The sequence below is a fragment of the Nocardia sp. NPDC056541 genome (assembly GCF_042794235.1).
In the GTDB taxonomy this organism is placed as follows: Bacteria; Actinomycetota; Actinomycetes; order Mycobacteriales; family Mycobacteriaceae; genus Nocardia.
The window spans coordinates 1-24,547 of record NZ_JBHTUD010000024.1 but is presented as its reverse complement, the minus strand read 5'-3'; the positions used below and the strand labels follow the sequence as shown (position 1 = coordinate 24,547).

The following is a 24,547-nucleotide window of genomic DNA, read 5'->3' as shown; positions in this document are numbered from 1 at the left end:
CTGCGCTCGACGATCCGGTCGGTCGCTATACTTTTCGAGCTGGACAGCGTGGCCGACTTCGGCCAAGGTTGATGCGACTGCCTCCGTAGCTCAGTTGGATAGAGCAAGGGCCTTCTAATCCCTAGGTCGCAGGTTCGATTCCTGCCGGGGGCGCAACCCTCCACCTGCGTTTCCGCAGGTGGAGGGCTTGTTTTAGCATCGCGGGTTCGATCCACTCGGGAACCGTAACGTCGTTCGACCCACACTTTCACCGCAAATGCGTAGGTTAACCACTTCCTGGCACGAGCCGTCAGCAGACAAGAACCCGCGTCGACACGGGCGTCAGCGCGGCTCGATATCGCCACGGTCCTGCAGCCGGCTCAACAGCGCGGCCACCGTCCTGGCCTGCGCTGCAGCGATACGTTCACCTTCCGCACCACCGACGTACCGACCATCGAAGGACGCCGTGATCCCCGCCATACACCGCGACGTCGAGAGCTTCTTCGACCTCGGAAGCGCGGGCGCTACGCCAGTTGCTTGCGGTAAAAGATTGGGAGAGTGCGATATTGGAGCGGCATCAGACCTGATTCATTCCACCGTCTATGTAGAAGTTCGCGCCGTAGACGAAGCTGCTCAGGGGCGATGCCAAGAACGTGACGGCGGCAGCGACATCCTCCGGTTCGCCGACCCGCTGAGCGGGCAATCCCGACGCGATGGCCGCTTTCATCTCCTCGGCGCGCTCACCGAAGACATCGTCCCACAGCGGGGTATTCACCGGCCCGGGCGAGACGACGTTCACCCGGATGCCTCGACCACTCAGTTCGTTGGCCCAGGTGCGAGCGTACGCTCGCACAGCGGCTTTCGACGCCCCGTACGCACCGAAGGATGGCGCCCCGCTCTCAGCCGAAGTGGAGGCCGCGAGGATGACTGCGGCCCCCTCGTTGAGAAATGGCAGGGACTTCTTCACGGTCAGGAAGGTCCCCTTCACGTTGATGTCGAAGATTCTGTCGTGGTCTTCCTCAGTGAGGTCCTCGAGAGAGGCGAGGTGGTTGATTCCCGCGTTCGCGAACAGGATGTCCAGGCCCTGCCCGCGCTGACTCACCTGCTCATAAAGGCGATCCACGTCGGCTGAGACGCTGACGTCGCCGACCACTGCCGTCGCGTGGCCGATCTCGGCGGCGGCTTTCTCGAGCTCGTCTTTGCGTCGCCCGGTGATGAAAACGTGCGCGCCCTCGGAGGCGAGCTGCTTCGCCGTCGCAAGTCCGATGCCCATGCTGGCGCCCGTGACGACAGCCGTCTTGTTGTCGAAATACCCCATGTGGTCTGTAACCCATCTTCCGATTTATGTACCGATTGGCACTAGGAACTCTTCAGCGATCTCGAACTGGCGACAGGAAAGTCGACGTGCACGCCGTGACGTCGTTGCTCGCGCGATCACCTCGTGCTGCGCAGGGTTGTAGAGCTCGCGCCGGGCCTCAGTGAGCGCGCCGCCGACGGCCCCTGAGCCGTCGACAGCTCGCCAGTTCGCGTCCGACTCTGTAATCCAGTCCGCAATTCGTTGCCGCGCGCCCTGGTCCGCATCGTCGGGTAAAGCATCGAAGGCCTTACGCAGCGGGGCTGACTCTTTGGAGATCATCGGCAACAGGTCGGGAAGCGCATCTCGCGCGGCGAGACTCGCATAGATCTGGAGGAATGATCGGTCGGGGCCGGAGAGCCCGCTCGCGACTGCTTCGAAGCCGCGCGGAGTGTCGAGTGGAGCATGTTCTCGAGCGATCGCAGCCACCTCGTCACGTACCCGCACGAGACGGTCGATACCTGCTCGCAGCTCCTCATCGAGCTCGCGCAATGCGTCGGAGCAAGTGACGTCTATTTTTGCAATCTGCGCGAGCGGTAAACCGATCCCGACCAGCCGGCGTGTACGCACCAACGAAATCAGGTGCCTTACGCGATATTGCTTATACCCGTTGTCACGGCGTTCTGGTTCTTCCAGAAGTCCCACGTGGTGATAGTGCCGAATGGTGTTCACAGTCGTCCCCGTGAGGTCGGCCAGCTCGCGAGTACTCCATGTCACTGTGTCCTCCTCATGCGGATTGCGGCGCATACATGCGGTGACAAGTGCGGTTTCGATGCCATCCAGTCTTCGCCTGTGCTCACCCACCGTCTCAGAGTCACGACTCGATTCGCGTCGGTGACTATTACGTAAGTCCTCCGCTCCTGACCGTGTGCCGGCGTGGAGCGTCACAGGCTGCAGCGTGCGTCGGCGGGCGGGGTTTCGAGGTCGAGGAGATACGTGTCCACCACGTCGTCGACGCACTCGCTACCCCCGAGGAGGTAGGCGCCGTGCTGCTTGCCGTCGACGGTGAGCAGGCTTGCCCCGAGGGCTTGCGCCATCGCGATGCCGCCCTCGTGTGGCGTCGCGGGATCACCGGTGGTCGACACGACGAGTGGCTTGGGGAGGCCTTCGGCATCGGCGAGCCAGGGCTCCGCACGCGTGGGCGGTGCGGGCCACGCCTCGCACTCGCTGTGGTAGTTCCCCCCTGTGAAGACGTCGAGGTCGAACATCGGCGCGACCTGCCCGATCTCGCGTGCGAGCGCTGTGTGTTCCGCGGGCGCCAAGCGGGGCCAGTCCATGCAACGCACGGCGATGCTGGTGTCGAGGTCCGGGAAGCCGGCGCGTAGGGCGAGCGCCTCGTCGGTGCGCCCGGCCTCGAGCGCTGTCAGGGCGGAGATGACTTCGGGCCATTTCGCCTCCGCGTACAGGCCGCCGCTGATGCCGAGGTAGACGTCCCAGACGTTGGCAGCTCGGCCGCCGGCCGTCGGCGCCTGCGTCTCGATGAGAGGCCGCACGATCTCGTGCAGGCGATCGTTGGCGGCTGCGGGATCGGTGCCGAGTACACAGTCGGGCGATTCGGCGCAGAGCGCGGCGACGTCGTCGAACCGGGCCTGCAGGCCTTTGAATTGGGACAGGCGGAATCGGCTCGCCGTCAGGTCGGGCGCGACGGCTCCGTCGAGGACGATCGCGCGGACCTTCTCGGGGTAGGTCGTGGCGTACATGGCGCCGAGCTCGGAGCCGTAGCTGTAGCCGAGGTAGGTCAGCTGGTCGTCACCGAGCACCGCTCGCATGATGTCCATATCGCGCACAACGTTCGTCGACCCGGCGTTCACCAGGTTCGCGACGCCGCCGGAGCCGTCGGTGCAGCGCTGTGCGAGTTCGACTGCCTGCTCGGCGCTCGTGATGTCGTACACGGCGCCGAATCGCGGCCCGTCGCCGGCGTCGTATTCCTCGTCGGTGTAGCAGTCCAGGGCCGGGGTCGACGATCCGGTCCCGCGAGGATCGAAGCCGACGATGTCGAAGCGCTCGCCGACGCGGCTCGCCTGCCACAGCGGCACGGTCGACGCGACGAGGCCGGTGCCGGAGCCGCCCGGGCCGCCCGGGTTGATCAGCAGCGAGCCCTCGGCCTCGCCCGTGGCGGGCAGGCGCAGGAGCGCGACCCGCGCCCTCGCACCCGCTGGCGTGTCGTAGTCGAGCGGCACCTCCACCGAGGCGCATTCGAGCGCGGGGTTCGCGAACAGCTCGGCGTCCGCCGCGCTCGTCGCGGTGCCCGCGCACCCGCCCCAGTCGAGCTCTTGCCCGAGGTAGGCGCCGAGGTCCGCATCGGCGCCGGAGCCCGGCGCAGCAGGCGTACAGCCGGCGAGTAGGAGCGTGGCGGCCGCGGCGAGCCCGGTCGTGAGGCGCCGGGATCGATTCGGGAGTCGAAGACGTGATCGCATGCGTTTCCTTTGTCGTGTCCAGGGCTGGATCCGGAGCATCAGCTCCCGATCCCGTCGGTCTCGGCATCCAGGAGCCGGTGATGGCGGAAGGTGAGCGCTCGTTCGATTCCCGCGAGGCCCGCGCTGATGGCGAGAGCCGTGTTCGCCCATACCGGCAAGTCGACGGGCGAGACGAACGGGCTGCAGCGATCAGCCCAGAACCGCAGGTGGGTGACCAGCTCGAGCAGCTGTGGCGCGACGAGAATCAGATCGACCGTCAGCACGATGACGGCGCAGGCGGCCAGCGTGCGCCCAACCCCCGGGTGTCGCCGGGAGAGCTGGGCGCGCCAGTGCTCGGGTGTCCCCGGCGCTGGATCGAGGCGTCGCTCGCTGCCGTCCGCACCGATCAGGTGGATCCGCCGCATGCCGTATCTGCTCGCGGCTACGACGATGGCTTCCGAGCCGAGCGGGAACCGGACCGGCATGTCGGAGGTCCGCACGTGCCGGTCGTCCCGATAGAGCGACGCTCGCCCCGACAGGTGATCGACATCGACTGTCGCCGTCGACGCATCGGGAAGGCCGACCGCGAATCGCGTGCGCTGCAGCGAGAGGGAGCGGCGGAACGGCGGCAACGACGCTCCCGGCTCCGGAGCCGGCGTCGACCACGCTCCCGCGTCGCCGTCGAACCCGTCGCAGCCGTCGATCCGGCCGTCGTATCGAGAGCCCTGCCGCGCACCGTCCCAGGGGTCGCGCCAGTCGCTCACGTCGGGTGCCGTCCGAGGTCGGGACCATCGCAGCAGGATTTTTCTAGCATGACCATGCCAGAAAAATTAGCATGTACATGCTAAAAGCGCTACAGTCAGGTTCGTGCCCAAGAGAGTTGACCCGGATGTCCGCCGGGAGCAGATCGCCGACGCCGTGATCGACGAGATCGCCGAGCACGGGCTCCGCTCGGTGACCCTCGCCCGGATCGCCGCACGCACCGGCTTGGCCATCGGGAGCATCCGGTACTACTTCGGCGACACCGTCCGCGAGGTCATGCGCTTCACCTTGGGCGTCCTCATGCAGCGCGCCGTGGATCGCGCCGCGACGATGTCCGACGACCCGGCAACACGGATCGTGGACGTCATCGCCTTCGCCGCACCCACCAGCGAGCAGGAGCGCAAGGAGAACATCGCCATGGTCGAATACCGCGTCATGGCGCGCACGGACCCCGAGCTCGCGGCCGACGTCGCTGCGACCTCTCTCGCGGGCGCGGAGGTGATCCGCTCGCTGATGCGTGATGCGCTGGCCGACCGTGCGATCGATGAGGAAGCGCTGCACCGCGAGGCGCTGCTGCTGTTCGCCCTGATCGAGGGCTTCTCGTTCAGTTCGGCGCTGTTCTCCGCCCCATTGCGCGAAACGGACATCCGTGCCGTGGTGACGGCGACCATGCTCCGTCTGCGCGGCGCCTATCCGCCTTCCGAACAAGCCGTCCGGGAGCGGGCCGATCCGCAGGCTCCCTCAGGGGTTTAGCAGGTCGCGGAGCTGTTTGCGGGAGCTGATGCCGAGTTTGCGGTAGATGTTGCGCAGGTGGGCATCGATAGTGCGGGGACTCAGGAACAGCTGGGTAGCCACCTCCCTGGAGGTTGACCCCGTCGCGACGAGGCGAGCCACCAGTTGCTCGTGAGCGGTGAGTTCGGTGCCGGGTTCGGTTGAGCGATTGCGCGGATGCTGTCCAGTGGCGCGCAATTCCCGTGCAGCGCGCGCGGCAAACGCGTCGGCGCGCATGTCTGTGAGCATCTCGTGTGCGGTGCGAAGTTGTTCACGAGCCGACTGTCGACGTCCTTCTCGTCGCAACCACTCGCCGTAGACGAGGTGGGTCCGCGCGAGATGACCTTTCATTCTGCTGTTCTGAAGGTGGCGGATCGCCTCTTGGTAACAGGTCTCAGCGGTGGGATCGGTGGTGACGAGGGCTCGCGAACGGGCGGCGAGCCCGAGCGCCCAGGCAGTGCCGCTGGCGGCAGCTCGCGTGGAGAGCTCGTCCGCCGCAGCGCTTGCCCCATCCGGGTCGTTCGCCCGAACCGACGCCTCGACCAGCTCGGGAAGGGTGAGACTGCTGTTCACGAGCTCGCCCATCTCGTTCGACCAGGCAGCAGCGTCGCGCGCAGCCCCATACTGGCCAAGACCGTTGAGAAGCACCGCGAGCGCGTAGTGTGCGGTCGCCGCTTCGGAGAGCCTTTCACCTGCGTTCGCGACACTGGCCTTGAACAACCTTCGCGTGTCGAGTTCGTGCCCGCCCCACGCGGCGACGTAGAGCTGTCCGTACAGCAGCGGTACGGCATCTGTCGCCGTGGTGATCGCAGCTTCCTCAGCCGCGACTTCCGCGGCGCGGGAGAGGTCGCCTGTCAGAACCAATGCCGAGGACAACGCGACGAGGGACAGTGGAAGCGTCGTCAGCGCGCCCGCCTCGCGTGCGAGCCGTACGTTCCTGTCGGCGAGCGTGATGCCGATGTCATCGTCGAAGAAAGCCGCCGCGGTTCGGGTCGCCAGCCATAACCACCGTCGGCTGCCCATCTCGCCCGTCGCCTCCCCATCGAAGCCATGGTCGCGGAACGCTTCCATCGCGCGTCGAACAGGAGGGGCGCCCGCTGCGTACCCGATCGCGAATGTCGCCACCAACGCGTCGAGAAGCAGATCCGGCGGGCTCGGTTCACCCGGAGGTGGCGGCGCCGATCGCGCCACGTCGGCAACCTCGGCCACGCTGGAGGCGTCGACGACCAGGGCTGCGTCGATGGCGTGCAGGTAGGTTTCGCGCGCCAGTGCCGGGTCGAGAACCGTCAGGTTCCTGGCGGCTTCGAGCAACATCGCGGGAACGTCGTTGCTCTGGGTCAGATGAAAGGTGATTCGCGCTCGAAGTAGATCGACTCGGGCGCGCTGGAGCTCATCGAGCGGGCCCAGTTCGGCGACCGTGAGCAGTTCCTCGGCGGCCGCCGATGCTCCCGCGTCGTGTTTGGCATGCGCAGCCGCCAGCGCTCGCCGTGCACGTACCGCGGGTTCAGGGGTGAGTTCCGTGGCGCGCTGAAGGAATGCCGCCGCCGCCGCGACGCCACCGCGGGCGCGTGTCCGTTCGGCGGATCGCTCGAGTTCGGCCGCTGCGTCCTCACTGACCCCCACGACCCCGGATGCGTGGTGCCAGGCTCGGCGATCAGGATCGGTGCGGGGATCAGTCGCTGCGGCGAGTGCGCGGTGAGCGCGGCGACGAGTCTCCGGCGTAGCGGACCGGTACACAGCCGAGCGCACCAAGGGGTGACGAAACCGCACTCTGGTATCGACTTCTATCAGCCCGGTCTCCTGGGCAGGTTCGACGGCCGCCGGCGTTATCCCCAACTCTTCGGCTGCTCGCCACAGCAGCACCGCATCCCCGGTCGCGTCCGCTGCGGCGAGCAGAAGCAAGAGCTGGGCGTCTTCGGACAGCCCTGCCGAGCGACGCCGGAATCCCTCTTCGATCCGACGAGGAACGTTGAGCGCGCCGGGCGATTCGAAACCTCCCGCGAGTTCAGTCAGACGAGCGCGGCGCGGAAACTCCAGCAGCGCCAACGGGTTACCTCTCGCTTCTGCGAGGATCCGATCGCGCACTTTCTCGTCCACGGGAGCGTGTGCCCCCCGCATGAGCAGCGAGCGCGAGTCGGCATCCCGCAGGCCCTCCAGGCGCAACTCCACCGCATCGGCGGTCACGGGGTGGAGGCCGTCGGTCTCGAGCTCGCGTGAGGCGAACATCATCGCCACCCGCTCGTGTGCGATCCGCCGACTCACGAACGCGAGGACCTGCGCCGACGCCGGGTCGAGCCACTGCGCGTCGTCGATGAGGCACAGCAGGGGCGCAGCTTCGGCAGCGTCGGTCAGGAGGTTCAATGTCGCCAGGCCGACCAGGAACATATCGGGCGCAGGCCCACCGCGACTGCCGAAAGCCACATCGATAGCGACGCGCTGAGACTCGGGAAGCCGTTTCGCTTCGTCGAGCAGCGGCGCGCACAGTTGGTGCAGGGCGGCAAAAGCGAAGAGCGCCTCGGACTCCACACCGACGCAGCCCACCACGCGGAAGACCGGGCTGCCGGCTTCTCGGGCATAGTCCAAGAGCGCCGTCTTGCCGATCCCGGGTTGCCCGCGCAGGATGATCGTCCCGCTGTTACCCACGCGCGCGGCCTCGAGCAGCTTTTCGACCGCCTCGCGTTCCGCGCGACGGCCCAGCAGCGTCGTCAGCTTCATAGGCGTCCGATCCGCAAGTATGTCCTGCACCGCAGGGTACACAACACCCCGCGTGGTTCATGACGCACGAGAGTGGGCCGGCTGCCACCCCGGTCGAGCCTGCACGGGTGCGCGGACGTGGACATCTTGACTGTGTGGTGACCACACGGTGTTGGCTCGCTGGCAGGACTCGATCGCCGTGGACGTGGCATCGAGTGCGCTCGCGACCGAAGACGAAGGAGATCCACGATGACCGCGCACCTCAGCCACCCCGACGGCCTGCTCCAACAGAAGGACTATGCGCCCGTCGCCACGACCACCGGGTCGCGGCTGCTTCTGCTGGCCGGACAGCTGGCCGTGACGCCTCTCGGTGAAACGACCGCGACCGACCTCGCATCGCAGGTCCATGATGCCCTTCGCAACGTCGCGACAGCGGTGAGGGGCGCGGGGGGCGATGTCACCGACATCGCCCGATTGACCTTCTACGTCGCCGGCTGGACCACCGACATGGCCGACGAACTGTGGGAAGGCACCTCACGGGCCCAGGAATCCGACGGCTTCAGTGCGCCGCTGCCTCCTGTCACCGTCATCGGCGTACAGACCCTGTGGAGGCCCGACCTCCTGGTGGAGATCGAAGCCACTGCCGTCCTGGACTGATTCATGAGGATGGCCACGGTCGGCAAACGCCGACCATGGCCATCGGCCGCCGGCCTCGTCCGGGCCCGCGAGCTGCGGCCGTTCAGGTTCTGCGCGAGATGACCATGATGTATTCACAGGGCGCGTCCGTTCGGTTGGCGAAGCCGTGGTCCGCGTCGGCCTGGAAGAACAGGGAGTCGCCTGTATTCAGGATTTCGATGATCCCGCCGATCGCGACGGTGAGGGTGCCTTCGAGTACCACGAGTTGCTTCTCCGTACCCGCCGGATACGCGGGCAGCAACCCGGTAGAGACCTGTGCGGGGAGGTAATGGACAACCATCTCGCCGCCTCCCGCCCCCGGGGCCGCCGACACCATGTGCCGTTCGAAGCCGGTTTCCGGGTCACGGAAAACGGGGCGATCGTTCTTGCGCAGGACAACGGCCACACCGGACGCGGCCGCAGCTGCTCCACCGACCAGGTCCGAGAGCGACGCGTCGAGCGCGTGGGCGATCCTGGACGCGACACCGATTGTCGGGCTCTTCTCACCGCGTTCGACCTTGGACAGCATCGCCCGGCTGACCGACGACTGTGTGGACAGCTGTTCCAGCGTCAGGCCCGCTTCCTCACGGCGTCGCCGTACGTTACGGCCGAACGCGCCTGCCAGGTCATCACGATCCTGTGATTCGGCCACGTTTGCGTCTTGCTCGACCACCGTGCTCCTCGATCGATGGATACCTCGCTGCAGTGTAGACTTTCTCCTAAAGAAGATTTAGTCTTCCATCGGAGAGGCGCGATACGCGCCCAACACGATGGAGGCTCCATGCGTTTGATCTCGAGTGGTCGGCACCATGCCACGTTCGAATTCGGCGGTCTGCAGGTGATCTCGTTGCGAGACGGGTACATCGACATGCCACCGACACGGCTCCGCGGCGAGGACGGGCGCCCGCTCCCCGCGCTGCCGACCGCCGTGCCGCTGGCCGGCGACAACTTGCGGCTGTCGGTCAACGCCTTCTTCGTCACCGACGGCACGCGGTCGGTTCTCATCGACGCCGGCGCGTCCGACGTCTGGCACGACCCCACCATGGGATTGATCTACGACGCACTCGACGAAGCGGGAATCGACCGGGCGCAGGTCACCGATGTCGCCATCACCCACAACCACGAAGACCACGTGAGCGGCCTGATCACGCCGGACGGTTCGGAGGCGTTCCCCGAACTCGAGCGGGTGTGGATCGGCGCGGGCGACACCTCGGTGTTCACGGGGCGGCTCGAGCCGATCCGCGACCGGGTCGTACCCGTGTCCGAGAAAGTCACGATCAACGACTGGGTCACCGCGATTCCGACACCGGGCCACACACCCGGTCACACCGTCTACGACGTCAGCAGCGCCACCGGCCACCTTCTCGTCTGGGGTGACACCGTCCACGTCCCCACGCTCCAATTCGATCAGCCGAACGTGACCTGGGAGTTCGACGGCAACCAGTCCCAGGCCCGCGCCGCGCGAGCGGCCCTGCTCGAACAGCTGACTCAACCGGACCACTTCGTGGCAGGCGCCCACCTCGACTCACCCGGCATCGCCCGCGTAACCCCCTCCGGCGATGGTTACGCGCTGGAATATCTCGCACCACCGATCGGCTGATCGAGCCTGTCGGCGCGGGGCCACGCTCGTCATGGCGGCCCAGGAGGCCGAACTCGCCTGCCAGCCGAGACGAACCGGGAACAGTTGGACTTCACCGGGCCTATTGACGAAATCGACGTCACGGGAGCGTCCAGAACACCCTTGTCACCAGATAGAAGAAGATCGCGGCGAGCGTCAGGAAACCCACCGAGCAGGCGAGACCGACCAGGTCGGTGCGGGGATCGGGGCGGGGGTCCGATCGCATCCAGAATCCCAGCGCGCGGGTGACGACCGGCATCACCACCCAGGTCAGCAGGCTGACCGACAGGATGTTCCCGACCAGCAGGCTGATCCACAGCTGCGCGCCGGGCCAGACCTCGGCGATGATCACAGTGAGGATCACGACCGTCGGATACAGCCCTACCAGGACCGACAGGGCCGTCTTCCACGATGCCGGACCGCCGTCCTCGCCGGTCCGGCTCGGCGGAAACCACGACCCGTAGGGGTTGGCGATTCGGTGAACCTCGAAGTCCCTGAAGTCCGGCGCCTCTTCGAGCAGGGCCTTGCGCTGGGGCGATTCGAGCCAATGGTCGAGATGTTCGGCCGAAGCGAAGGAATAGATGATCGTCCAGTCACTCTGAACACCGGGGATCGGCCGGTGCAGCCCGGATCCGCGAAAACCTCGAAATGTCCGTTCGACCTCGGTCATCCGGTCCTGCCACGCGATGAATTCCGTTTCGCGGTCGGCTGCCACGGGATGGGAGACGACGACGGTCGCTACCTCTTCGGCCGGCTCGTCGACCAGCACATGCTGCGTCGACGGCCGTTCGAACAGCCCGGTTCCGCGGGCGAGAAGTTCGTCGCGCGTATCGCTGGCGAGCCAGCGCTTGAGGTTGACGATGTCGTCGAACCGATAGACGACCGACCAGTCGGACTGAGCGTCGCCCGGTGGCGTCACGTCGGCGCCGAGGAATCCGGGGAAGGTCGCCGCAGCGTCGTTCACCTCCGCCTGCCACCGCCGGAACTCGCTCTCGCGGCCGACTCGGGGCTGCTGAGTGATGACCACCGTCGCCGCGGCGGGCCTCGGCGACGGCGCCTTCGAGGCCGTCATGTCAGTACGGGTGCTTATCGGCCTTTTCGGCCCAGGTCTTGTACGCTTCGGCGCCCAGATCCCTGCGGAACTGTTCGATTTTCACGGACCGCTCGGGCAGGGGCCTGGTGAAGTCCTCGTATTGATACGCGTCGTCGAAGCCGATTTCGCTGGTGTCGGCCAGGTCGCTCGCGAAATGCACGGCGTCGAGACGTGCCCAATAGATTGCGCTCATACACATGGGACACGGTGCGCCGCTGATGAATATCTCCATCCCCATCAACATCTTCGCGCGTTCCGGGACCTTGTCGGGTGATCCTTCAGGTCGCGGGACCAATTCGAGCGTCGACTCGTTCTGATGCTCTTTGGAAATACTCGGGGCCTCGCCGTTGAGGACCTGGGTGGCCTTGCGGATGGTTTCTATTTCGGCGTGTGCGGTGGCATCACCGGTGAGCAGCACCCGATTCTGCCCGCGCGCGACGATCACCCCGTCCTTCGCGATCACCGCGCCGAACGGTCCACCCCAATCGTTGTCGACAGACTCTTTCGCCAGCCTGCATGCTTCTTCCATGAGTTCATCCGGTGTCATAGGTATTGCACCTCGAATTGTGGATCGGACGCACTTGACAGGCACACGGCGTATTCTCCCGGCGCCACACCTGACGGCTTTTCGATGCCGTCGCGGCCCGACCGCACACGCAATTCAGCCTCTGCCGCATATCGAATCTACCTCCGGCCCGACCGCTGCGGAACAGCGTGCGCAATGGCGACGCATTTGCCTGGTTTTGGACACCGCTCCGTGTCCTGAGGCAGGGCGCGGCCGACGGCAACCGTGCCGAGTTCGCCATGTTCGGCCGACTCACCCTTTTCGGGTGAGCCGCACACGCCGCCGCTGTGTGACTCTCGCCATCGCGGCACTGTTCTGCGATCCAGCGAACCGGCCGAACCGCAGCTCTTCCGCACGACCCACTGTCCGGCATTCACACACAAGGAGAATCCGTTGAAACTCAGAAACAGCGTCTGTGGGATCGCCTCGATCGCGGTGGTCCTGCTGATGACCGCGGCGTGTAGCTCCGATGACGACTCCTCCGCACCGGCAGCCACCACGACCACCCAGACCACCCAGACCGACGCCATGCGCAGCAGCGTCGCCGCGACGGCATCCTCGATGATGAGCACGGTGCGCGACACCGCGGAGCAAGCGGTGCAGGACGCGATCAACACGGTCTTGGCCGCCGCACCGATCACCTTCGACGCGGGTAGTTCCGATCTCAGCACGGCTGCCGTCGCGACTCTCAAAGCGGTAGCCGTCCCGTTGCGGGGCAACGACACCGAGATCCAGATCACGACCTACGCCGAGGATTCGAATACCGCCTCGGCGAAATCCCTGGCCGAGGCGCGCGGTGACAACATCGCGGCCGCCCTCGAGAGCGACGGCATCGACAAGTCGCGCATCACGGTGAAGGCCGACGCGAATCCCTCCGACCCGGAGGTCGACGCCAACGAGGCCGCGATCACCGTGGTCGACAAATAGCGGGCTGCCGCCGACCTCCCAGACACCGCCGTGACCTGCACTGATGCCGGTCACGGCGGTGCGATGCCGGGGTGGTGCCCCCGGCCGGGTAATCTTTCGCCCCATGTGGATCATCCTTGCCATCTCCGTGGTCAGCTCGGTCGCCATCGCGATCTTGTTCGCGACGGGCTTCCCCAAGGACTGAGCATGTGCCGATAGCCCGGTGCGCGGCGGGCGTCGGCGATCCGCGCCGTTCTCGTCCTGATTCGTGGCGATCGGCCTAGAGTTGACTGATTGTGCGGGGCAATGTGGCGGGGGATGGTGGGCTTGCCTTCGCGGTGCGGCGACGTCGCAAGCCCGGGGCTTTCCGGGTGTATTGGACGCTGGCGCGGGCGGGATTCAAGCGGCAGGCCCAATACAAGCTGGCGATGTTCGCCGGGCTGTTCACCAACTGTGTGTTCGGGTTCGTTCGTGCGGCGGTGATGGTCGCGGCGGTGCGTGCCGCCGGTGATTTCGGCGGGTACGACGAGGGCACCATCGGGGCCTATGTGTGGTTGTCGCAGGCGTTACTGGGCGCCACTCAGTTCATGGGACCGCAGATCGACCTGGTCGACCGGATCAAGACCGGTGACGTCGCGATCGATTTCCTGCGTCCGATCGACGTGCAACTCGGCTACCTGGCCACCGACATGGGCCGCGCCGCCTGCACGATCCTGCCGCGCGGGGTGCCGAGCATCGTCATCGGCGCCGCCACCTTCGGTTTGTCGATGCCGAGTACGCCGGTGGCCTATCTGCTCGGCCTGATCAGTGTGCTGCTCGCGGTGGCCCTGTCGTTTCTGTGCCTGTTCGCGGTGGCGCTGATCGGGTTCTGGGTGGTCGAGATCCGCGGCATCCGGGTGCTGTATCAGATCGTCGGAACGTTCCTGGCCGGGCTTTTCGTCCCGGTGCACATGTTCCCCGACTGGTTGCGTGTCGTCGCCATGTCTACGCCGTTTCCCTCCATCCTGCAGGCCCCGATCGATACGCTGTCAGGGCGCGCCGCCGGGTCGGACGCCTTGATCATCGTTGCGATACAAGGCTTCTGGGTGTTGGTGATCGGACTGCTCGGCAGGGTGTTGCTGCGGGCGGGACAACGCAGGCTGGAGGTACAGGGTGGCTGAACCGGATTCCGCGCGCGTTGTTGCCGGGACCTGGTTCACTCCCTATCTCGCAGTATTGCGTTCGCGTGTGAAAGCACAGCAGGTGTACCGCCTTTCGTTCGCCACCGAGGTGTTCAGTGCCTTCCTGATCGGGCTGGTGGAGTTCGCCGAGGTGTGGGTCATCTTCCACAACGTGAAGACCCTCGGCGGCCTCGATGTGGATGCCGCGCTGCTGCTGTTCGGGCTGTCCAACACCTCCTTCGCGCTGGCCCAGGTCGCGGTCGGGCATCTGGATTCCCTGCCCTCGATGATCAGGATGGGCACCCTCGACGCGTATCACCTTCGCCCACAACCGTTGCTGTTGCAGCTGGTGACCAGTGACATCTCGTTACGCAGACTCGCGCGGGCCGCGGTCGCGGTGATCGTGCTCGGGATCGGGCTGTGGCGCAACGATATCGACTGGGGCATCGCCCCGGTTACCTTGATCGTGATCACCCTGATCAGTGGAATCGCGCTGTTCTGTGGCCTTTTCGTATGCGCGGCCGGACTACAGTTCTTCTTGATCGACGGTGCCGAGCTCACCAACAGCTTCACCTACGGCGGTTCGTTCGCCGCGATGCAGCCGGCCTCGGTGTTCCCGACACCGCTGAAACTGTTGTTCGGGTTCGCGATTCCCGTCGCGTTCACGGCATACGTGCCGACGATCGCCCTGCTCGGTTTGCCGGGCCCACCACTGTTGCCCGCGTGGTCGGCGTGGCTGACGCCACTCGCCGCGGCGTGGGTGTGGCTGCTCGCATCGGCGGCATGGCGGATCGGTACGAGGCACTATCAGGGAGGAGGGGGATAACGATGGACGAGCACGAGCACCAGGATCCGATCATCGACATCGATGACCTCACCCGGCAATTCACCGTCTATCGCAAGAACGGCAGCCGCTGGCGCCGACATCGCGACACCATCACCGCCGTCGACCGGATGAGTTTCCGGATCGAACGCGGCTCGGCGGTCGGCTACATCGGCGCCAACGGCGCGGGCAAGTCGACGACCATCAAGATGCTCACCGGCATCCTGGTGCCGACCACCGGAACCGTGCGTACCTGCGGCCTCGAGCCGGTGCGTCAGCGTAAGGAGCTCGCCTCGCGCATCGGCGTCGTGTTTGGGCAGCGTTCGCAGCTGTGGTGGGACCTGCCGCTGCACGAATCGTTCGCGATCCTGGCCGCGATCCATCGCCTCGATCCCGATATCGCCGACAAGCGGACCCACGAACTGGTGGAACAGCTGGAAATGGCCGACACCCTCGACACCCCTGTCCGCCAGCTCTCGCTCGGTCAGCGCATGCGCGCGGAAGTTGCGGCCGCACTGTTGCATTCGCCCGAGCTGGTGATCCTGGACGAGCCGACGATCGGCCTGGATGTGCTGTCCAAACAACGATTACGGGAGTTCCTGCGCGCCGAACGGATCGAGCGCGGCACCACGCTGCTGCTCACCACCCACGATATGGGCGATATCGAACGACTCTGTGATCGGGTGCTCGTCGTCGATTACGGCAGGCTGGTGTACGACGGTTCACTGGCCGGGCTCGGCGCCACCGTCGGCGCGCGCCGGGTGCTGGTGGTCGACCTGGCCGCTCCCGCACCGGATCTCGATGATCTGCCGTGTGGGGCACAGTTGCTGTCCAGCGAGGCGGGCGGCATGCGCCAGCGCCTGGCGTTCGACGCCGAGAAGACCACTGCCGCGGCTTTACTGGCGGCGGTGTCGGACCGGGCGCAGGTGCGCGATCTGTCGATCGAGGAGCCCGATATCGAGGACGTAGTCCGCCGGATCTACGAGTCGACCCGCTGAATTCAGCTCGGTCCGTCCGGGTTTCCCGAGTACATGCTCACCTCGCCGCCCTCCCCCAGGAAGGCGTTGACCAGCATGATCCGCTGCGCGCGCAGTTCCTCGTCGTCGGGGGCTCCGGTGGTGATCGAAATCTGCGGGATGGCAGCCCAGTTCACGACGTAGCGCTCGGGGGGGCCGTCGTCGTCGGACAGGCGCGCGAGCCGGAACACCGATACCGCACGGCGTTCCATGAGGCCGCGCACGACATCGGCGATGCGCTCCGGGTCCTCCAGGGCGAACAGGAACCCGAAGGTCAGCTCGGGCGATGAGACGTAAGCGGGCACAATTATCGAGGTTAGTGCATTCGGCGCCGAAATGATTGCCGGAAATGTGCCACCGCGGTTACCCGGGAGTGCTCGTGGGGAGACCCGGCCGTAATGGTGGATAACAATTTCCGCCGACCACCGGGTTTGTCCACCACGCTATTGCGCGTCGGCGCCGAATCGCGCTTTCCTGAAAGGGTCCCGATTTCCCCCGGGCCGTCTTCTCCACCCGCAGCGTCGCGGACTCTTGTCGACGTCCGGGCGGGGCTACGCCGGTGCCGGGGAGTGCACCCCCACACCCATCCTCCTCGGCTCTGGCGTATCCATGCACAACAGTGTTATCAGGGGGCGTGCCCATGCCGATCGATCACGGCCACCGTTTGGATGCCGCACAGCTGCCGACTCCTTCAGCGCTGTTGCGGGCCTTTCTGGAAACCGACCACCCCGACCCGGCACCGCACCGGGTTCTCGACGCCGCCCGCGGGCTCGCGAGCTGCCACGATCGCCGGCGCAGAGTGCTGGAGCAGGCACGCGACCCCGCCGCCTCGAGCAGCACCGGGGCGGCGTGCGCGCGCCTGGTCGACGACATCGACAACGACCGCGGCGCGCTGATCGCCCGCATTGACGGCTGGGTCGCCGCCCATGTGGAACACCGCGACGGCGCCTCGCTGCACACCGAGACCCTCGGCGCGGTGATCGACCGGATGGCGGCGAAATGGATCGCCGCCCAGCAGGCCATCGCGGGACCGGCCCCAACGACAACGACACCACGGCAGCGGGAGGCTCGCACCCATCTGCAGTGGTGTCGTCTTGCCGAATTGACCGACGGCTACCGGGATCTGATCACCGATGTCACCGAACACCGCAGGCGGTTGCCGGTGTGGTGAATCGTCAGGCCTTGTCGCCCGGCTCGGCGAACACGGGCGCCGAATCGAGATCGCCGTCGGTCGCGGTGTCGAGGTCGACCGGGTCGGTCTCGACATCGCGCGCCTTCGCGAACTCCGCCTCGGCCCGGTCCTGCGCCGCGTCGCGACGAGCGGCGGCCGCGGCTTCTCGCATCTCGATCGCGTCGGTGACGAACTCACCGATCTCCCGAGCGACCTCGGCGACCGTTCCGGTGATCAGAGTCGCGATCTTGCCGACCCGCTGGGCACCGGAGGACGTCAGTTCCTGGACCAGATCCTTATTGCTTTCGAATTTGCCGACCATTTACACGCCCACTTCGGTTGCCTTCCGATTACGCATAACGATAACACCGGGCTTGGGCGCCCTCTTCACGAAACGATCGGGCAGCGCGAGCTGGAAGATCTTGACCCAGACCGAACCGATCTGCTTGGAGAAACGACCGGTGTTGTAGGGCAGGCCGTACTTCTCGGCCAGCGCCTTCACCTCGGGCGCGATCTCCGGGTACCGGTTCGCCGGGATATCGGGGAACAGGTGGTGCTCGATCTGGTGCGAGAGGTTGCCCGACATGATGTGGAACAGCCGCGAGCCGTTGATGTTGGCCGAGCCGAGCATCTGACGCACGTACCACTCACCGCGGGTCTCGACCTCGGTCTCCTCCTTGGAGAACGTCTGCACGCCCGAGGGGAAGTGACCACAGAAGATGATCGAGTAGGTCCACACATTGCGCACCAGGTTCGCGGCCGCGTTGCCTGCCAGCGTGTGCAGGAACAGCGGGCCGGTGAGCGCCGGGAACATCACGTAGTCCTTGAGGACCTGCTTGCCCGCCTTCTTGCCCTGCCCCTTGAGCAGCGGCTTGAGGTCGGACCACTTGCGCTTGCCCTTGATGATGTTGTCGGCTTCGAGGTCGTGCAGCATCACGCCCCACTCGAAGAACGTCATCAGCAGGAAGGCGTAGAGCGGGTTGCCCAGGTAGTAGGGGTTCCACTTCTGCGCCTCGTCGATCCGCAGGATGCCGTAACCGATGTCGCGGTCCATGTCGACGATGTTGGTGTAGGTGTGGTGCATGTAGTTGTGCGAGTGCTTCCACTGGTCGGCCGGGCAGACCGTGTCCCAGTCGAATTCGCGGGAGTTGATGCCGCGCTCACGCATCCAGTCGTACTGGCCGTGCATGACGTTGTGGCCGATCTCCATGTTGTCGAGGATCTTCGACACACCGAGGGCGGCGACGCCGGCCAGCCAGAACGGCGGCAGAAAGCCCAGGTACATCAGGCCGCGGCCGGCGATCTCGAAGCCGCGCTGGGTCTTGATGATGTTGTAGATGTAGTCGCGGTCGCGTTCGCCGAGATCGTCGACGACGCGGGCGCGGATCGCGTCGAGCGCGGCGCCGAGTTCTTCGACCTGCTCCGGGCTCAGGATGACCGGACCGTCTTTGCCTTCGGTGAGGATCGTCATGGCTGTATCTCCCCTTGCTGGTATTTCGGTGTCGTTCTACAGTGCGATGTCGACGTCGCCGACAGCTGTGTTGATGCAGACCTGGATCTGCTTGTCGGGCTCGGCGTCGAGTTCGCCGGTGCGGATATTGCGGGTGCAGCCGGAGACCTTGGTCGCGGTGCAGGAGAAGCAGATCCCCATGCGGCAGCCGTATTCCGGGGTCAGGCCGGACGCTTCGGCCTGCTCGAGCAGCGTTGCTCCGGTGTTGTCGGCGGCGACGTCGCTGCCGGAGAAGGTGACGGTGCCGGTGGCCTCCGACGGATCCGACGGGACCGTGGTGAGTGTGAATTCCTCACTGAGCACCCGGTCTTGCAGACCCTCGGCCTCGAAGATCGTGTGCACCGCGCGCATCAGCGGCGGCGGCCCGCACACGAAGGTCTGCGCGTCGGCGAACCAGGGTGCCACCCGCTCGAGCTCGTCGTAGTCGAAGAATCCACTGCCGGTGGAGGTTTCACCGTCGATCACCGTGCCCGGCTCGACCGGGTAGCGGTATTCGATGCGGAAGTTGGCGCGACGCTGCGCGATCGAGGACAGCTCGGCCCGATGCGGCACCATCTCGGGCTGACGGGCGTAGTGCAGGAAGGTGACCTGCCCGGTGTATCCCTCGGCGTCGAGGGTCCGCAACATCGACAGTACCGGCGTGATCCCGCTGCCACCGCTGACCAGCAGCACCTTGTCGGGCCGACGCTCGGGCAGGTGGAACACACCGGAGGCGGGCGCCAGGTCGACGACCATGCCCGGTTTCGCGTTGGCGTGCAGGTAGTTCGAGACGAGCCCGCCCGGGTGCGCCTTGACGGTGAGCTGCAGGTAGCGCTCGCCACGACTCTCCGGGTCGATCGGCGAGTAGCAGCGGGTGTGGCGCACGCCGTTGATCGAGACGCCGATCTGCACGTACTGACCGGCGGCGTGGCCGCGCCACTGCCGTGAGGCGCGCAGGGTGAGCGTCACCGAGCCGGGCACCGCGTGGGAGACATGAGTGACCTCGGCGCGCAGCTCCCGAGCGGTGAGCCCGGGGCGGACGAGCTCCAGGTACCGGTCCAGCGGGTGCGGCGTCGTCAACGTCTGCACCAGATCGATCAGTCCCACCATGTCGTGTTGCCCCTTATTGCGAAGTACGGAGAAGTCCTGCGACGTGCGCTTCAAATTTCAGTGCACGTCTGTACACTCACCAGTGTGCCCGATGACCCCGGGCCACTGTCAACCGGCAATAATGTGAGGCGGACAACATCATGACGAAGGCCGCTATGGTGAACGGATGTATGCTCACCGATGTGACTGAGCAGGCAGGAACCCGCAACGAGCGCAAAGCGCATACCCGGGCAGCCCTGCTCGACGGCACCCTGGCCTTGGCCTCGGAGCGCGGATTCGCGGCATTGAGCCTGCGTGAGATCGCCCGTTCGGCCGGCATCGTGCCCACCGCCTTCTACCGCCACTTCGCCTCGCTCGACGACCTCGGCGCGACCATCGTCGACGAGGGCGTCACCGCGCTGCGGCTGGCATTGCGCGAGGTCAGGCGGAAACCGGACGCGCATCTGGCCGATACGGTCCGCTTCGTCTTCGAACAGGTTCGCGCCAAACGCGCCCTGTTCGGTTTCCTCATTCGCGAGCGTCACGGCGGGCCTGCTCCGCTGCGTCAGGCGATCGCGATGGAGATGCAGCTCATCGTGCGCGAGATCGTCGCCGATCTGTCGCGCCTGCGTGCACTGGATTCGTGGAGCACCACCGAGCTGGAGATCGCCGCGGATCTACTGGTCACCACCGTGACCGACGGTATCGCTGCGTTCGTCGCGTCCACCCCCCGTGAGGAATCGGCGATCGTGGAGCGCACCGTGATGCAGATGCGCCTGATCGCGTTGGGCATCGCGGGCTGGGTACCCAAAAACGCGGACTGAACTCAGAGTACGGGCGTACACACAATTCGACGGGCGCCCCATCGGTGAGGTGTCACATATCGGCGGATACCGCGCGCGAGGGCGCACGCACCGGGAGCAGCACCAGCAGACCCGCCGCCAGCACGACCAGAAGTCCGGCGATGCCGGCGCGATCGCTGTGGAAGGTCGAGACGAACACCCCGAACAGGGCGGGCGCCAGGAACGACACCGCCCGGCCGGTCGTGGTGTACAAACCGAACAGCTGACCTTCCCGTCCCGGCGGTGCCAGTCGCGCCAGGAACGAACGGGCCGAGGCCTGCGCGGGACCGACGAACACCGTGAGCGCGAGCCCGAAGATCCAGAACATCGTCGAGCCCGACACCATCAGCAGCGCGAGACCGCACCCGAGCATCCCGACCAGTGACGCCACGATCACCCGCTTGGGCCCGATCCGGTCGTCGAACCGCCCGGCCACGACCGCGGCCGCCCCCGCGACGACGTTCGCGGCGATCCCGAACAGCAGCACATCGGCGTCGGCGAACCCGTACACCGTCACCGCGAGCACCCCGCCGAAGGTGAACACGCCTGCCAGACCGTCCCGGAACACCGCGCTGGCCAGCAGGAAGTACACCGTGTGCCGATCCTGACCCCACAGCTCCCGCACGTCCCGGGCGAGCACCCGGTAGGAACCGAGGAAGCCGACTTTCGCGGCGCCGGGGTCGGCGCCGGTGCGCGGCATCTCGGGGACCGCGAACAGCACCGGCAGCGCGAACACCGTGAACCACACCGCCGCGAGCACGATGACGAGCCGGACATTGAGGCCCTGATCGGTGGGCATCGCGAGCAGGCCGCGGGTGTCACCGTCCCCGGCCAAGAACCCCGCGTAGCAGATCAGCAGCAGCACGATGCCACCGAAATAGCCCATCGCCCAGCCGAATCCGGAGACCCGCCCCACCGTGGCAGGTGTCGACACCTGCCGCATCATCGCGTTGTAGGGGACGCCGGCGAGTTCGAAGGTGGCCGAGGCGAACGCGAGCAGTGCCAGGCCGAGCCAGAGATCGTGATAGTCGTCGCGCACGAAGAACATCAGCGACATCGCGCCGACCGTCAGCGCCGTCAAGGTCGCCAAGGCCCGTTTACGGGAACCGACCGCGTCGAAGTACTGCCCGCAGACCGGCGCGGTCAGCGCGACGATCAGTCCCGCCCCCGCCAGCGCCCAGCCCAGCCACGCACTGGCCGGGGTCGTGCCCGGTAGATCCTCGCCCACCTTGTCGGTGAGATACACCGCGAAGACGAAGGTCAGCGTCACAGCCTGGAACGCCGACGATCCCCAGTCCCAGAGTCCCCACGCCAGCACCTGCCCGCGTCCGGCCGCCTCGCCGACGGTTTCGGCCGCGTTCACCTCGGTCATAAGCCGAAGAGTAACGGCGAACCGGCACCCCCGCCGTCTATTACATCCGCGCCGTCAGTTCATATGAACCTGGTTGCATAGTACCCAGCGTTCCGGATACTCTCGTGCCATGGCACTGGAGCACGCGCTACTGGTCTCGCTCACCGAGCGGGCCGGGTCGGGGTATGAGCTCGCTCGCCGATTCGACAAGTCGATCGGCTACTTCTGGAGTGCCACCCACCAGCAGATCTACCGGGTGCTCAAGCGGATGGAGTCCTCCGGCTGGGTCACCGTCGAATCGGTGAACCAGCAGGGCAAACCCGACAAGAAGGTGTACTCGGTGGCTCCGGCCGGTCAGGCCGAGATCGCCCGCTGGCTCGCCGAGCCCACCGATGCCACCCCCGCCCGCGACGAACTGGGCGTGAAGATCCGCGCCGCCGCGTACGGCGACATCGATGCCGTCTGCGCCGAGGTGCAGCGCCATCGCGGCCAGCACGCCCAGCGCCTCGACGAGTACCGCCTCAGCGAAAAGAAATTCTTCCCGGTGCCGGACCAGCTCTCCGGCACCGCTCTGCACCAGTATCTGGTGCTTCGCGCGGGCATCCGCGCGGAGACCGGCTACCTCGAATGGTGCGACGAAGTACTGCAGGCCCTGCGACCGCGAAAAGGTGACGACCGCCCATGACTGCCTATCCCCATCTGTTCGAGCCACTCGACCTCGGCCACACCACGCTGCGCAACCGCGTGGTCATGGGCTCCATGCATACCGGTCTCGAGGACCGCGCCTGGGACACCAACAAACTGGCCGCCTACTTCGCCGAGCGTGCCCGCGGCGGTGTCGGCCTGATCATCACCGGCGGCTACGCCCCCAACCGCACCGGCTGGTTGCTGCCGCTCGGCGGCAAGCTCACCAACAAGACCGAGGCGTACCGGCATCGCACGATCACCAAGGCGGTGCACGCCGAGGGCGGCAAGATCGCCATCCAGATCCTGCACGCGGGGCGCTATTCCTACATGCCGACCAGCGTTTCGGCGTCGGCGATCAAGTCCGCGATCAACCCGTTCAAGCCTCGGGCGCTGTCGTCGAAGGGCGTGGAGCGCACCATCGACGATTACGCGCGCTGCGCGGGCCTGGCCAAGTTCGCCGGGTACGACGGCTGCGAGATCATGGGCGGTGAGGGTTATTTCCTCAACCAGTTCCTCGCACCGCGGGTGAACAAGCGCACCGACAAGTGGGGAGGCACCCCGGAGAACCGGCGTCGGCTGCCCGTCGAGATCGCCCGCCGCATCCGCGCCGAGGTGGGCCCCGATTTCATCATCGTGTTCCGGTTGTCGATGGCCGAGCTCGTGGAGAAGGGCCAGACCTTCGACGAAATCGTCGCCCTGGCACAGGAATTGGAGGCCGTCGGCGTCGACATCCTCAACACCGACATCGGCTGGCACGAGGCGCGGGTGCCCACCATCGTCACCTCGGTGCCGCGCGCGGCGTTCGTGGAGTTCACCGCCAAGATCGCGCGCAAGGTGAACATCCCGGTCTGCGCCTCGAACCGGATCAACATGCCCGAGGTCGCCGAGGAGATCCTGACCCGCGGTGACGCGGCGCTGATCTCCATGGCCCGCCCGCTGCTGGCCGACGCCGAATGGGCCAACAAGGCCGAGCAGGATCGGGCCGACGAGATCAACACCTGCATCGCCTGCAACCAGGCCTGCCTCGACCACGCCTTCGGCAACAAGAAGGTGTCGTGCCTGGTCAACCCGCGTGCGGGCAGCGAGACCACATTGAACTTGCTGCCGACTCGGCGCGCCAAGCGAATCGCCGTCGTCGGTGCGGGCCCGGCCGGGCTGTCGGCCGCGGTGAGTCTGGCCGAGCGCGGCCACCGCGTCGACCTGTTCGAATCCGACGACAAGATCGGTGGCCAGTTCGACATCGCCCGCCGCATCCCCGGCAAGGAGGAGTTCGACGAGTCGATCCGCTACTTCCGCCGCAAGATCGACGTCACCGGCGTCACCCTGCATCTCCAAAAGCGGGTAACCGCTGAGGAATTGATCGCGGGCAAGTACGACTCGGTGATCCTGGCGACCGGTGTTCGTCCACGCATCCCCAACATCCCCGGGATCGATCACCCGATGGTGCTCTCCTACGCCGAACTGGTGAAGGAGGAGAAGCCGGTCGGCAAGAAGGTCGCCGTGATCGGCGCGGGCGGCATCGGCTACGACGTGAGCGAATACCTCACCGTCGAAGGACATCCCACGCTCAAGCTCGACGAGTGGAAAGAGGAGTGGGGCGTCGATTCCGAGAACGAGCAGGCGCCCGGCCAGCTCAAGGAGCCCAAGCCCTCCCCCGCGGCGCGCGACGTGGTGCTGTTGCAGCGCAAGTCGACCCCGTTCGGCAAGGACCTCGGCAAGACCTCCGGGTGGGTGCACCGCGCGGCCCTCAAGGCCAAGGGTGTCGAGCAGGTCGGCGGCGTGAACTACGACCGCATCGACGACGCGGGCCTGCACATCAGCTTCGGCGAGAAGCACGAGAACCCGCGGGTGATCGAGGTCGACAACGTGATCGTCTGCGCCGGACAGGAATCCGTGCGCGAACTCGAAGAGCCGCTGCGCGCCGCGGGTGTCGACCTGCACCTCATCGGCGGCGCCGACCTGGCCGCCGAACTGGATGCCAAGCGCGCGATCAACCAGGGCACTCGCCTGGCGGCTGTGTTGTAGGAGCGCTGGCGCGCTCGAGCGCGGCCCCTGAGGGCCGCGAGTTAGCCACCGTTGCTGGCGGCTACGCCGCGGACGCAACGG

At 66.4% G+C, this 24,547-nt stretch carries 24 protein-coding genes and 1 tRNA gene; 12 read left to right on the top strand and 13 right to left on the bottom strand.

The features are described 5' to 3' along the window. The first annotated feature begins 79 nt into the window (after positions 1 to 79). Positions 80 to 153: transfer RNA gene (locus ACFQ9R_RS30525), tRNA-Arg, on the top strand. 403 nt (positions 154 to 556) lie between these two features. Here the strand turns inward: ACFQ9R_RS30525 and ACFQ9R_RS30520 are convergent. The 4 genes from ACFQ9R_RS30520 to ACFQ9R_RS30505 form a co-directional block, all read right to left on the bottom strand. Further along, positions 557 to 1,297: an SDR family NAD(P)-dependent oxidoreductase gene (locus ACFQ9R_RS30520; protein WP_378995545.1), complete on the bottom strand. Its 741-nt coding sequence runs from the start codon at positions 1,295 to 1,297 to the stop codon at positions 557 to 559. Between the two features lie 24 nt (positions 1,298 to 1,321). Next, the gene (locus tag ACFQ9R_RS30515) at positions 1,322 to 2,137 is read right to left on the bottom strand and encodes a MerR family transcriptional regulator (protein ID WP_378995543.1); all 816 of its coding nucleotides are present in this window, start codon (positions 2,135 to 2,137) and stop codon (positions 1,322 to 1,324) included. Positions 2,138 to 2,217: 80 nt separating this feature from the next. Then, positions 2,218 to 3,750: an alpha/beta hydrolase gene (locus ACFQ9R_RS30510; RefSeq protein WP_378995540.1), complete on the bottom strand. Its 1,533-nt coding sequence runs from the start codon at positions 3,748 to 3,750 to the stop codon at positions 2,218 to 2,220. A gap of 38 nt (positions 3,751 to 3,788) precedes the next feature. Further along, positions 3,789 to 4,493: a hypothetical protein gene (locus ACFQ9R_RS30505; protein ID WP_378995538.1), complete on the bottom strand. Its 705-nt coding sequence runs from the start codon at positions 4,491 to 4,493 to the stop codon at positions 3,789 to 3,791. A gap of 103 nt (positions 4,494 to 4,596) precedes the next feature. Here ACFQ9R_RS30505 and ACFQ9R_RS30500 point away from each other — a divergent pair, with 103 nt between their 5' ends. Further along, positions 4,597 to 5,244: a TetR/AcrR family transcriptional regulator gene (locus ACFQ9R_RS30500; protein ID WP_378995536.1), complete on the top strand. Its 648-nt coding sequence runs from the start codon at positions 4,597 to 4,599 to the stop codon at positions 5,242 to 5,244. Here ACFQ9R_RS30500 and ACFQ9R_RS30495 read toward each other — a convergent pair. Beyond that, a complete protein-coding gene (locus tag ACFQ9R_RS30495; protein WP_378995534.1) occupies positions 5,233 to 7,977 on the bottom strand; it encodes an AAA family ATPase in 2,745 nt (914 codons plus the stop codon). The two genes, ACFQ9R_RS30500 and ACFQ9R_RS30495, sit on opposite strands and share 12 nt — an antisense overlap. Positions 7,978 to 8,205: 228 nt before the next feature. Between ACFQ9R_RS30495 and ACFQ9R_RS30490 the strand changes: the two genes are divergently transcribed. Continuing rightward, on the top strand, positions 8,206 to 8,613 hold the full coding sequence (locus ACFQ9R_RS30490) for a RidA family protein (protein ID WP_378995532.1): 408 nt from the start codon (positions 8,206 to 8,208) through the stop codon (positions 8,611 to 8,613). 82 nt (positions 8,614 to 8,695) lie between these two features. Here ACFQ9R_RS30490 and ACFQ9R_RS30485 read toward each other — a convergent pair whose 3' ends face one another. Next, positions 8,696 to 9,304, bottom strand: coding sequence for a helix-turn-helix domain-containing protein (locus ACFQ9R_RS30485; RefSeq protein ID WP_378995530.1), 609 nt, complete (start codon positions 9,302 to 9,304; stop codon positions 8,696 to 8,698). A gap of 108 nt (positions 9,305 to 9,412) precedes the next feature. On the opposite strand from ACFQ9R_RS30485, the gene ACFQ9R_RS30480 reads away from it, so the two are divergent. Beyond that, positions 9,413 to 10,231, top strand: coding sequence for an MBL fold metallo-hydrolase (locus ACFQ9R_RS30480; RefSeq protein ID WP_378995528.1), 819 nt, complete (start codon positions 9,413 to 9,415; stop codon positions 10,229 to 10,231). Between the two features lie 118 nt (positions 10,232 to 10,349). On the opposite strand, the gene ACFQ9R_RS30475 is transcribed toward ACFQ9R_RS30480, so the two are convergent. Both ACFQ9R_RS30475 and ACFQ9R_RS30470 read right to left on the bottom strand, forming a co-directional pair. Continuing rightward, entirely contained in the window at positions 10,350 to 11,321 is a 972-nt protein-coding gene (locus ACFQ9R_RS30475; RefSeq protein ID WP_378995526.1) for an antibiotic biosynthesis monooxygenase, read from the bottom strand. Between the two features lies 1 nt (position 11,322). Further along, entirely contained in the window at positions 11,323 to 11,889 is a 567-nt protein-coding gene (locus ACFQ9R_RS30470) for a nucleoside deaminase (RefSeq protein ID WP_378995523.1), read from the bottom strand. 411 nt (positions 11,890 to 12,300) lie between these two features. Here ACFQ9R_RS30470 and ACFQ9R_RS30465 point away from each other — a divergent pair, with 411 nt between their 5' ends. From ACFQ9R_RS30465 to ACFQ9R_RS30450, 4 genes are all read left to right on the top strand, one after another. Next, positions 12,301 to 12,834: an OmpA family protein gene (locus tag ACFQ9R_RS30465; protein ID WP_378995521.1), complete on the top strand. Its 534-nt coding sequence runs from the start codon at positions 12,301 to 12,303 to the stop codon at positions 12,832 to 12,834. Between the two features lie 275 nt (positions 12,835 to 13,109). After that, the gene (locus tag ACFQ9R_RS30460) at positions 13,110 to 13,973 is read left to right on the top strand and encodes an ABC transporter permease (protein ID WP_378995519.1); all 864 of its coding nucleotides are present in this window, start codon (positions 13,110 to 13,112) and stop codon (positions 13,971 to 13,973) included. After that, complete coding sequence (locus tag ACFQ9R_RS30455; protein WP_266298325.1) at positions 13,966 to 14,799, top strand: ABC-2 family transporter protein; 834 nt, start codon at positions 13,966 to 13,968, stop codon at positions 14,797 to 14,799. The genes ACFQ9R_RS30460 and ACFQ9R_RS30455 overlap by 8 nt, the downstream gene beginning before the upstream one ends. Positions 14,800 to 14,801: 2 nt before the next feature. Next, positions 14,802 to 15,794: an ATP-binding cassette domain-containing protein gene (locus ACFQ9R_RS30450; RefSeq protein WP_378995517.1), complete on the top strand. Its 993-nt coding sequence runs from the start codon at positions 14,802 to 14,804 to the stop codon at positions 15,792 to 15,794. A 2-nt stretch (positions 15,795 to 15,796) separates the two neighbouring features. Here the strand turns inward: ACFQ9R_RS30450 and ACFQ9R_RS30445 are convergent, their stop codons facing one another. After that, positions 15,797 to 16,117: a hypothetical protein gene (locus ACFQ9R_RS30445; RefSeq protein ID WP_378629895.1), complete on the bottom strand. Its 321-nt coding sequence runs from the start codon at positions 16,115 to 16,117 to the stop codon at positions 15,797 to 15,799. 335 nt (positions 16,118 to 16,452) lie between these two features. Between ACFQ9R_RS30445 and ACFQ9R_RS30440 the strand changes: the two genes are divergently transcribed. Beyond that, positions 16,453 to 16,983, top strand: coding sequence for a DUF4254 domain-containing protein (locus ACFQ9R_RS30440; protein ID WP_378995515.1), 531 nt, complete (start codon positions 16,453 to 16,455; stop codon positions 16,981 to 16,983). A 4-nt stretch (positions 16,984 to 16,987) separates the two neighbouring features. Here ACFQ9R_RS30440 and ACFQ9R_RS30435 read toward each other — a convergent pair whose 3' ends face one another. The 3 genes from ACFQ9R_RS30435 to ACFQ9R_RS30425 are packed head-to-tail and all read right to left on the bottom strand — an operon-like array spanning position 16,988 to position 19,582. Continuing rightward, positions 16,988 to 17,305, bottom strand: a complete 318-nt coding sequence (locus ACFQ9R_RS30435; protein ID WP_378995513.1) for a hypothetical protein — start codon at positions 17,303 to 17,305, stop codon at positions 16,988 to 16,990. Beyond that, the gene (locus ACFQ9R_RS30430) at positions 17,306 to 18,454 is read right to left on the bottom strand and encodes a fatty acid desaturase family protein (RefSeq protein WP_378995511.1); all 1,149 of its coding nucleotides are present in this window, start codon (positions 18,452 to 18,454) and stop codon (positions 17,306 to 17,308) included. A gap of 36 nt (positions 18,455 to 18,490) precedes the next feature. After that, positions 18,491 to 19,582, bottom strand: a complete 1,092-nt coding sequence (locus ACFQ9R_RS30425) for a ferredoxin reductase (RefSeq protein ID WP_378995509.1) — start codon at positions 19,580 to 19,582, stop codon at positions 18,491 to 18,493. Positions 19,583 to 19,737: 155 nt separating this feature from the next. Between ACFQ9R_RS30425 and ACFQ9R_RS30420 the strand changes: the two genes are divergently transcribed. Continuing rightward, positions 19,738 to 20,385 (top strand): TetR family transcriptional regulator, encoded by a 648-nt coding sequence (locus ACFQ9R_RS30420; RefSeq protein ID WP_378630033.1) that lies wholly within the window; start codon positions 19,738 to 19,740, stop codon positions 20,383 to 20,385. A 52-nt stretch (positions 20,386 to 20,437) separates the two neighbouring features. Here the strand turns inward: ACFQ9R_RS30420 and ACFQ9R_RS30415 are convergent, their stop codons facing one another. After that, on the bottom strand, positions 20,438 to 21,775 hold the full coding sequence (locus ACFQ9R_RS30415) for an MFS transporter (RefSeq protein WP_378995507.1): 1,338 nt from the start codon (positions 21,773 to 21,775) through the stop codon (positions 20,438 to 20,440). A 109-nt stretch (positions 21,776 to 21,884) separates the two neighbouring features. Here ACFQ9R_RS30415 and ACFQ9R_RS30410 point away from each other — a divergent pair, with 109 nt between their 5' ends. Together ACFQ9R_RS30410 and ACFQ9R_RS30405 are read left to right on the top strand one after the other, a co-directional pair. Further along, positions 21,885 to 22,439 carry a PadR family transcriptional regulator gene (locus ACFQ9R_RS30410; protein ID WP_378995505.1) on the top strand — a complete coding sequence of 185 codons (555 nt, stop codon included), beginning with the start codon at positions 21,885 to 21,887 and terminating at the stop codon, positions 22,437 to 22,439. Beyond that, the gene (locus ACFQ9R_RS30405) at positions 22,436 to 24,466 is read left to right on the top strand and encodes an FAD-dependent oxidoreductase (protein WP_378995503.1); all 2,031 of its coding nucleotides are present in this window, start codon (positions 22,436 to 22,438) and stop codon (positions 24,464 to 24,466) included. The genes ACFQ9R_RS30410 and ACFQ9R_RS30405 overlap by 4 nt, the downstream gene beginning before the upstream one ends. Positions 24,467 to 24,547 lie beyond the last annotated feature (81 nt).

Excerpts from the sequence above, each read along its gene's own strand:
- ACFQ9R_RS30520 (WP_378995545.1), bottom strand. The coding sequence starts at position 1,297 with ATGGGGTATTTCGACAACAAGACGGCTGTCGTCACGGGCGCCAGCATG.
- ACFQ9R_RS30510 (WP_378995540.1), bottom strand. The coding sequence starts at position 3,750 with ATGCGATCACGTCTTCGACTCCCGAATCGATCCCGGCGCCTCACGACC.
- ACFQ9R_RS30495 (WP_378995534.1), bottom strand. The coding sequence starts at position 7,977 with ATGAAGCTGACGACGCTGCTGGGCCGTCGCGCGGAACGCGAGGCGGTC.
- ACFQ9R_RS30490 (WP_378995532.1), top strand. The coding sequence starts at position 8,206 with ATGACCGCGCACCTCAGCCACCCCGACGGCCTGCTCCAACAGAAGGAC.
- ACFQ9R_RS30480 (WP_378995528.1), top strand. The coding sequence starts at position 9,413 with ATGCGTTTGATCTCGAGTGGTCGGCACCATGCCACGTTCGAATTCGGC.
- ACFQ9R_RS30475 (WP_378995526.1), bottom strand. The coding sequence starts at position 11,321 with ATGACGGCCTCGAAGGCGCCGTCGCCGAGGCCCGCCGCGGCGACGGTG.
- ACFQ9R_RS30470 (WP_378995523.1), bottom strand. The coding sequence starts at position 11,889 with ATGACACCGGATGAACTCATGGAAGAAGCATGCAGGCTGGCGAAAGAG.
- ACFQ9R_RS30450 (WP_378995517.1), top strand. The coding sequence starts at position 14,802 with ATGGACGAGCACGAGCACCAGGATCCGATCATCGACATCGATGACCTC.
- ACFQ9R_RS30440 (WP_378995515.1), top strand. The coding sequence starts at position 16,453 with ATGCCGATCGATCACGGCCACCGTTTGGATGCCGCACAGCTGCCGACT.
- ACFQ9R_RS30435 (WP_378995513.1), bottom strand. The coding sequence starts at position 17,305 with ATGGTCGGCAAATTCGAAAGCAATAAGGATCTGGTCCAGGAACTGACG.
- ACFQ9R_RS30430 (WP_378995511.1), bottom strand. The coding sequence starts at position 18,454 with ATGACGATCCTCACCGAAGGCAAAGACGGTCCGGTCATCCTGAGCCCG.
- ACFQ9R_RS30425 (WP_378995509.1), bottom strand. The coding sequence starts at position 19,582 with ATGGTGGGACTGATCGATCTGGTGCAGACGTTGACGACGCCGCACCCG.
- ACFQ9R_RS30420 (WP_378630033.1), top strand. The coding sequence starts at position 19,738 with ATGGTGAACGGATGTATGCTCACCGATGTGACTGAGCAGGCAGGAACC.
- ACFQ9R_RS30415 (WP_378995507.1), bottom strand. The coding sequence starts at position 21,775 with ATGACCGAGGTGAACGCGGCCGAAACCGTCGGCGAGGCGGCCGGACGC.
- ACFQ9R_RS30410 (WP_378995505.1), top strand. The coding sequence starts at position 21,885 with ATGGCACTGGAGCACGCGCTACTGGTCTCGCTCACCGAGCGGGCCGGG.
- ACFQ9R_RS30405 (WP_378995503.1), top strand. The coding sequence starts at position 22,436 with ATGACTGCCTATCCCCATCTGTTCGAGCCACTCGACCTCGGCCACACC.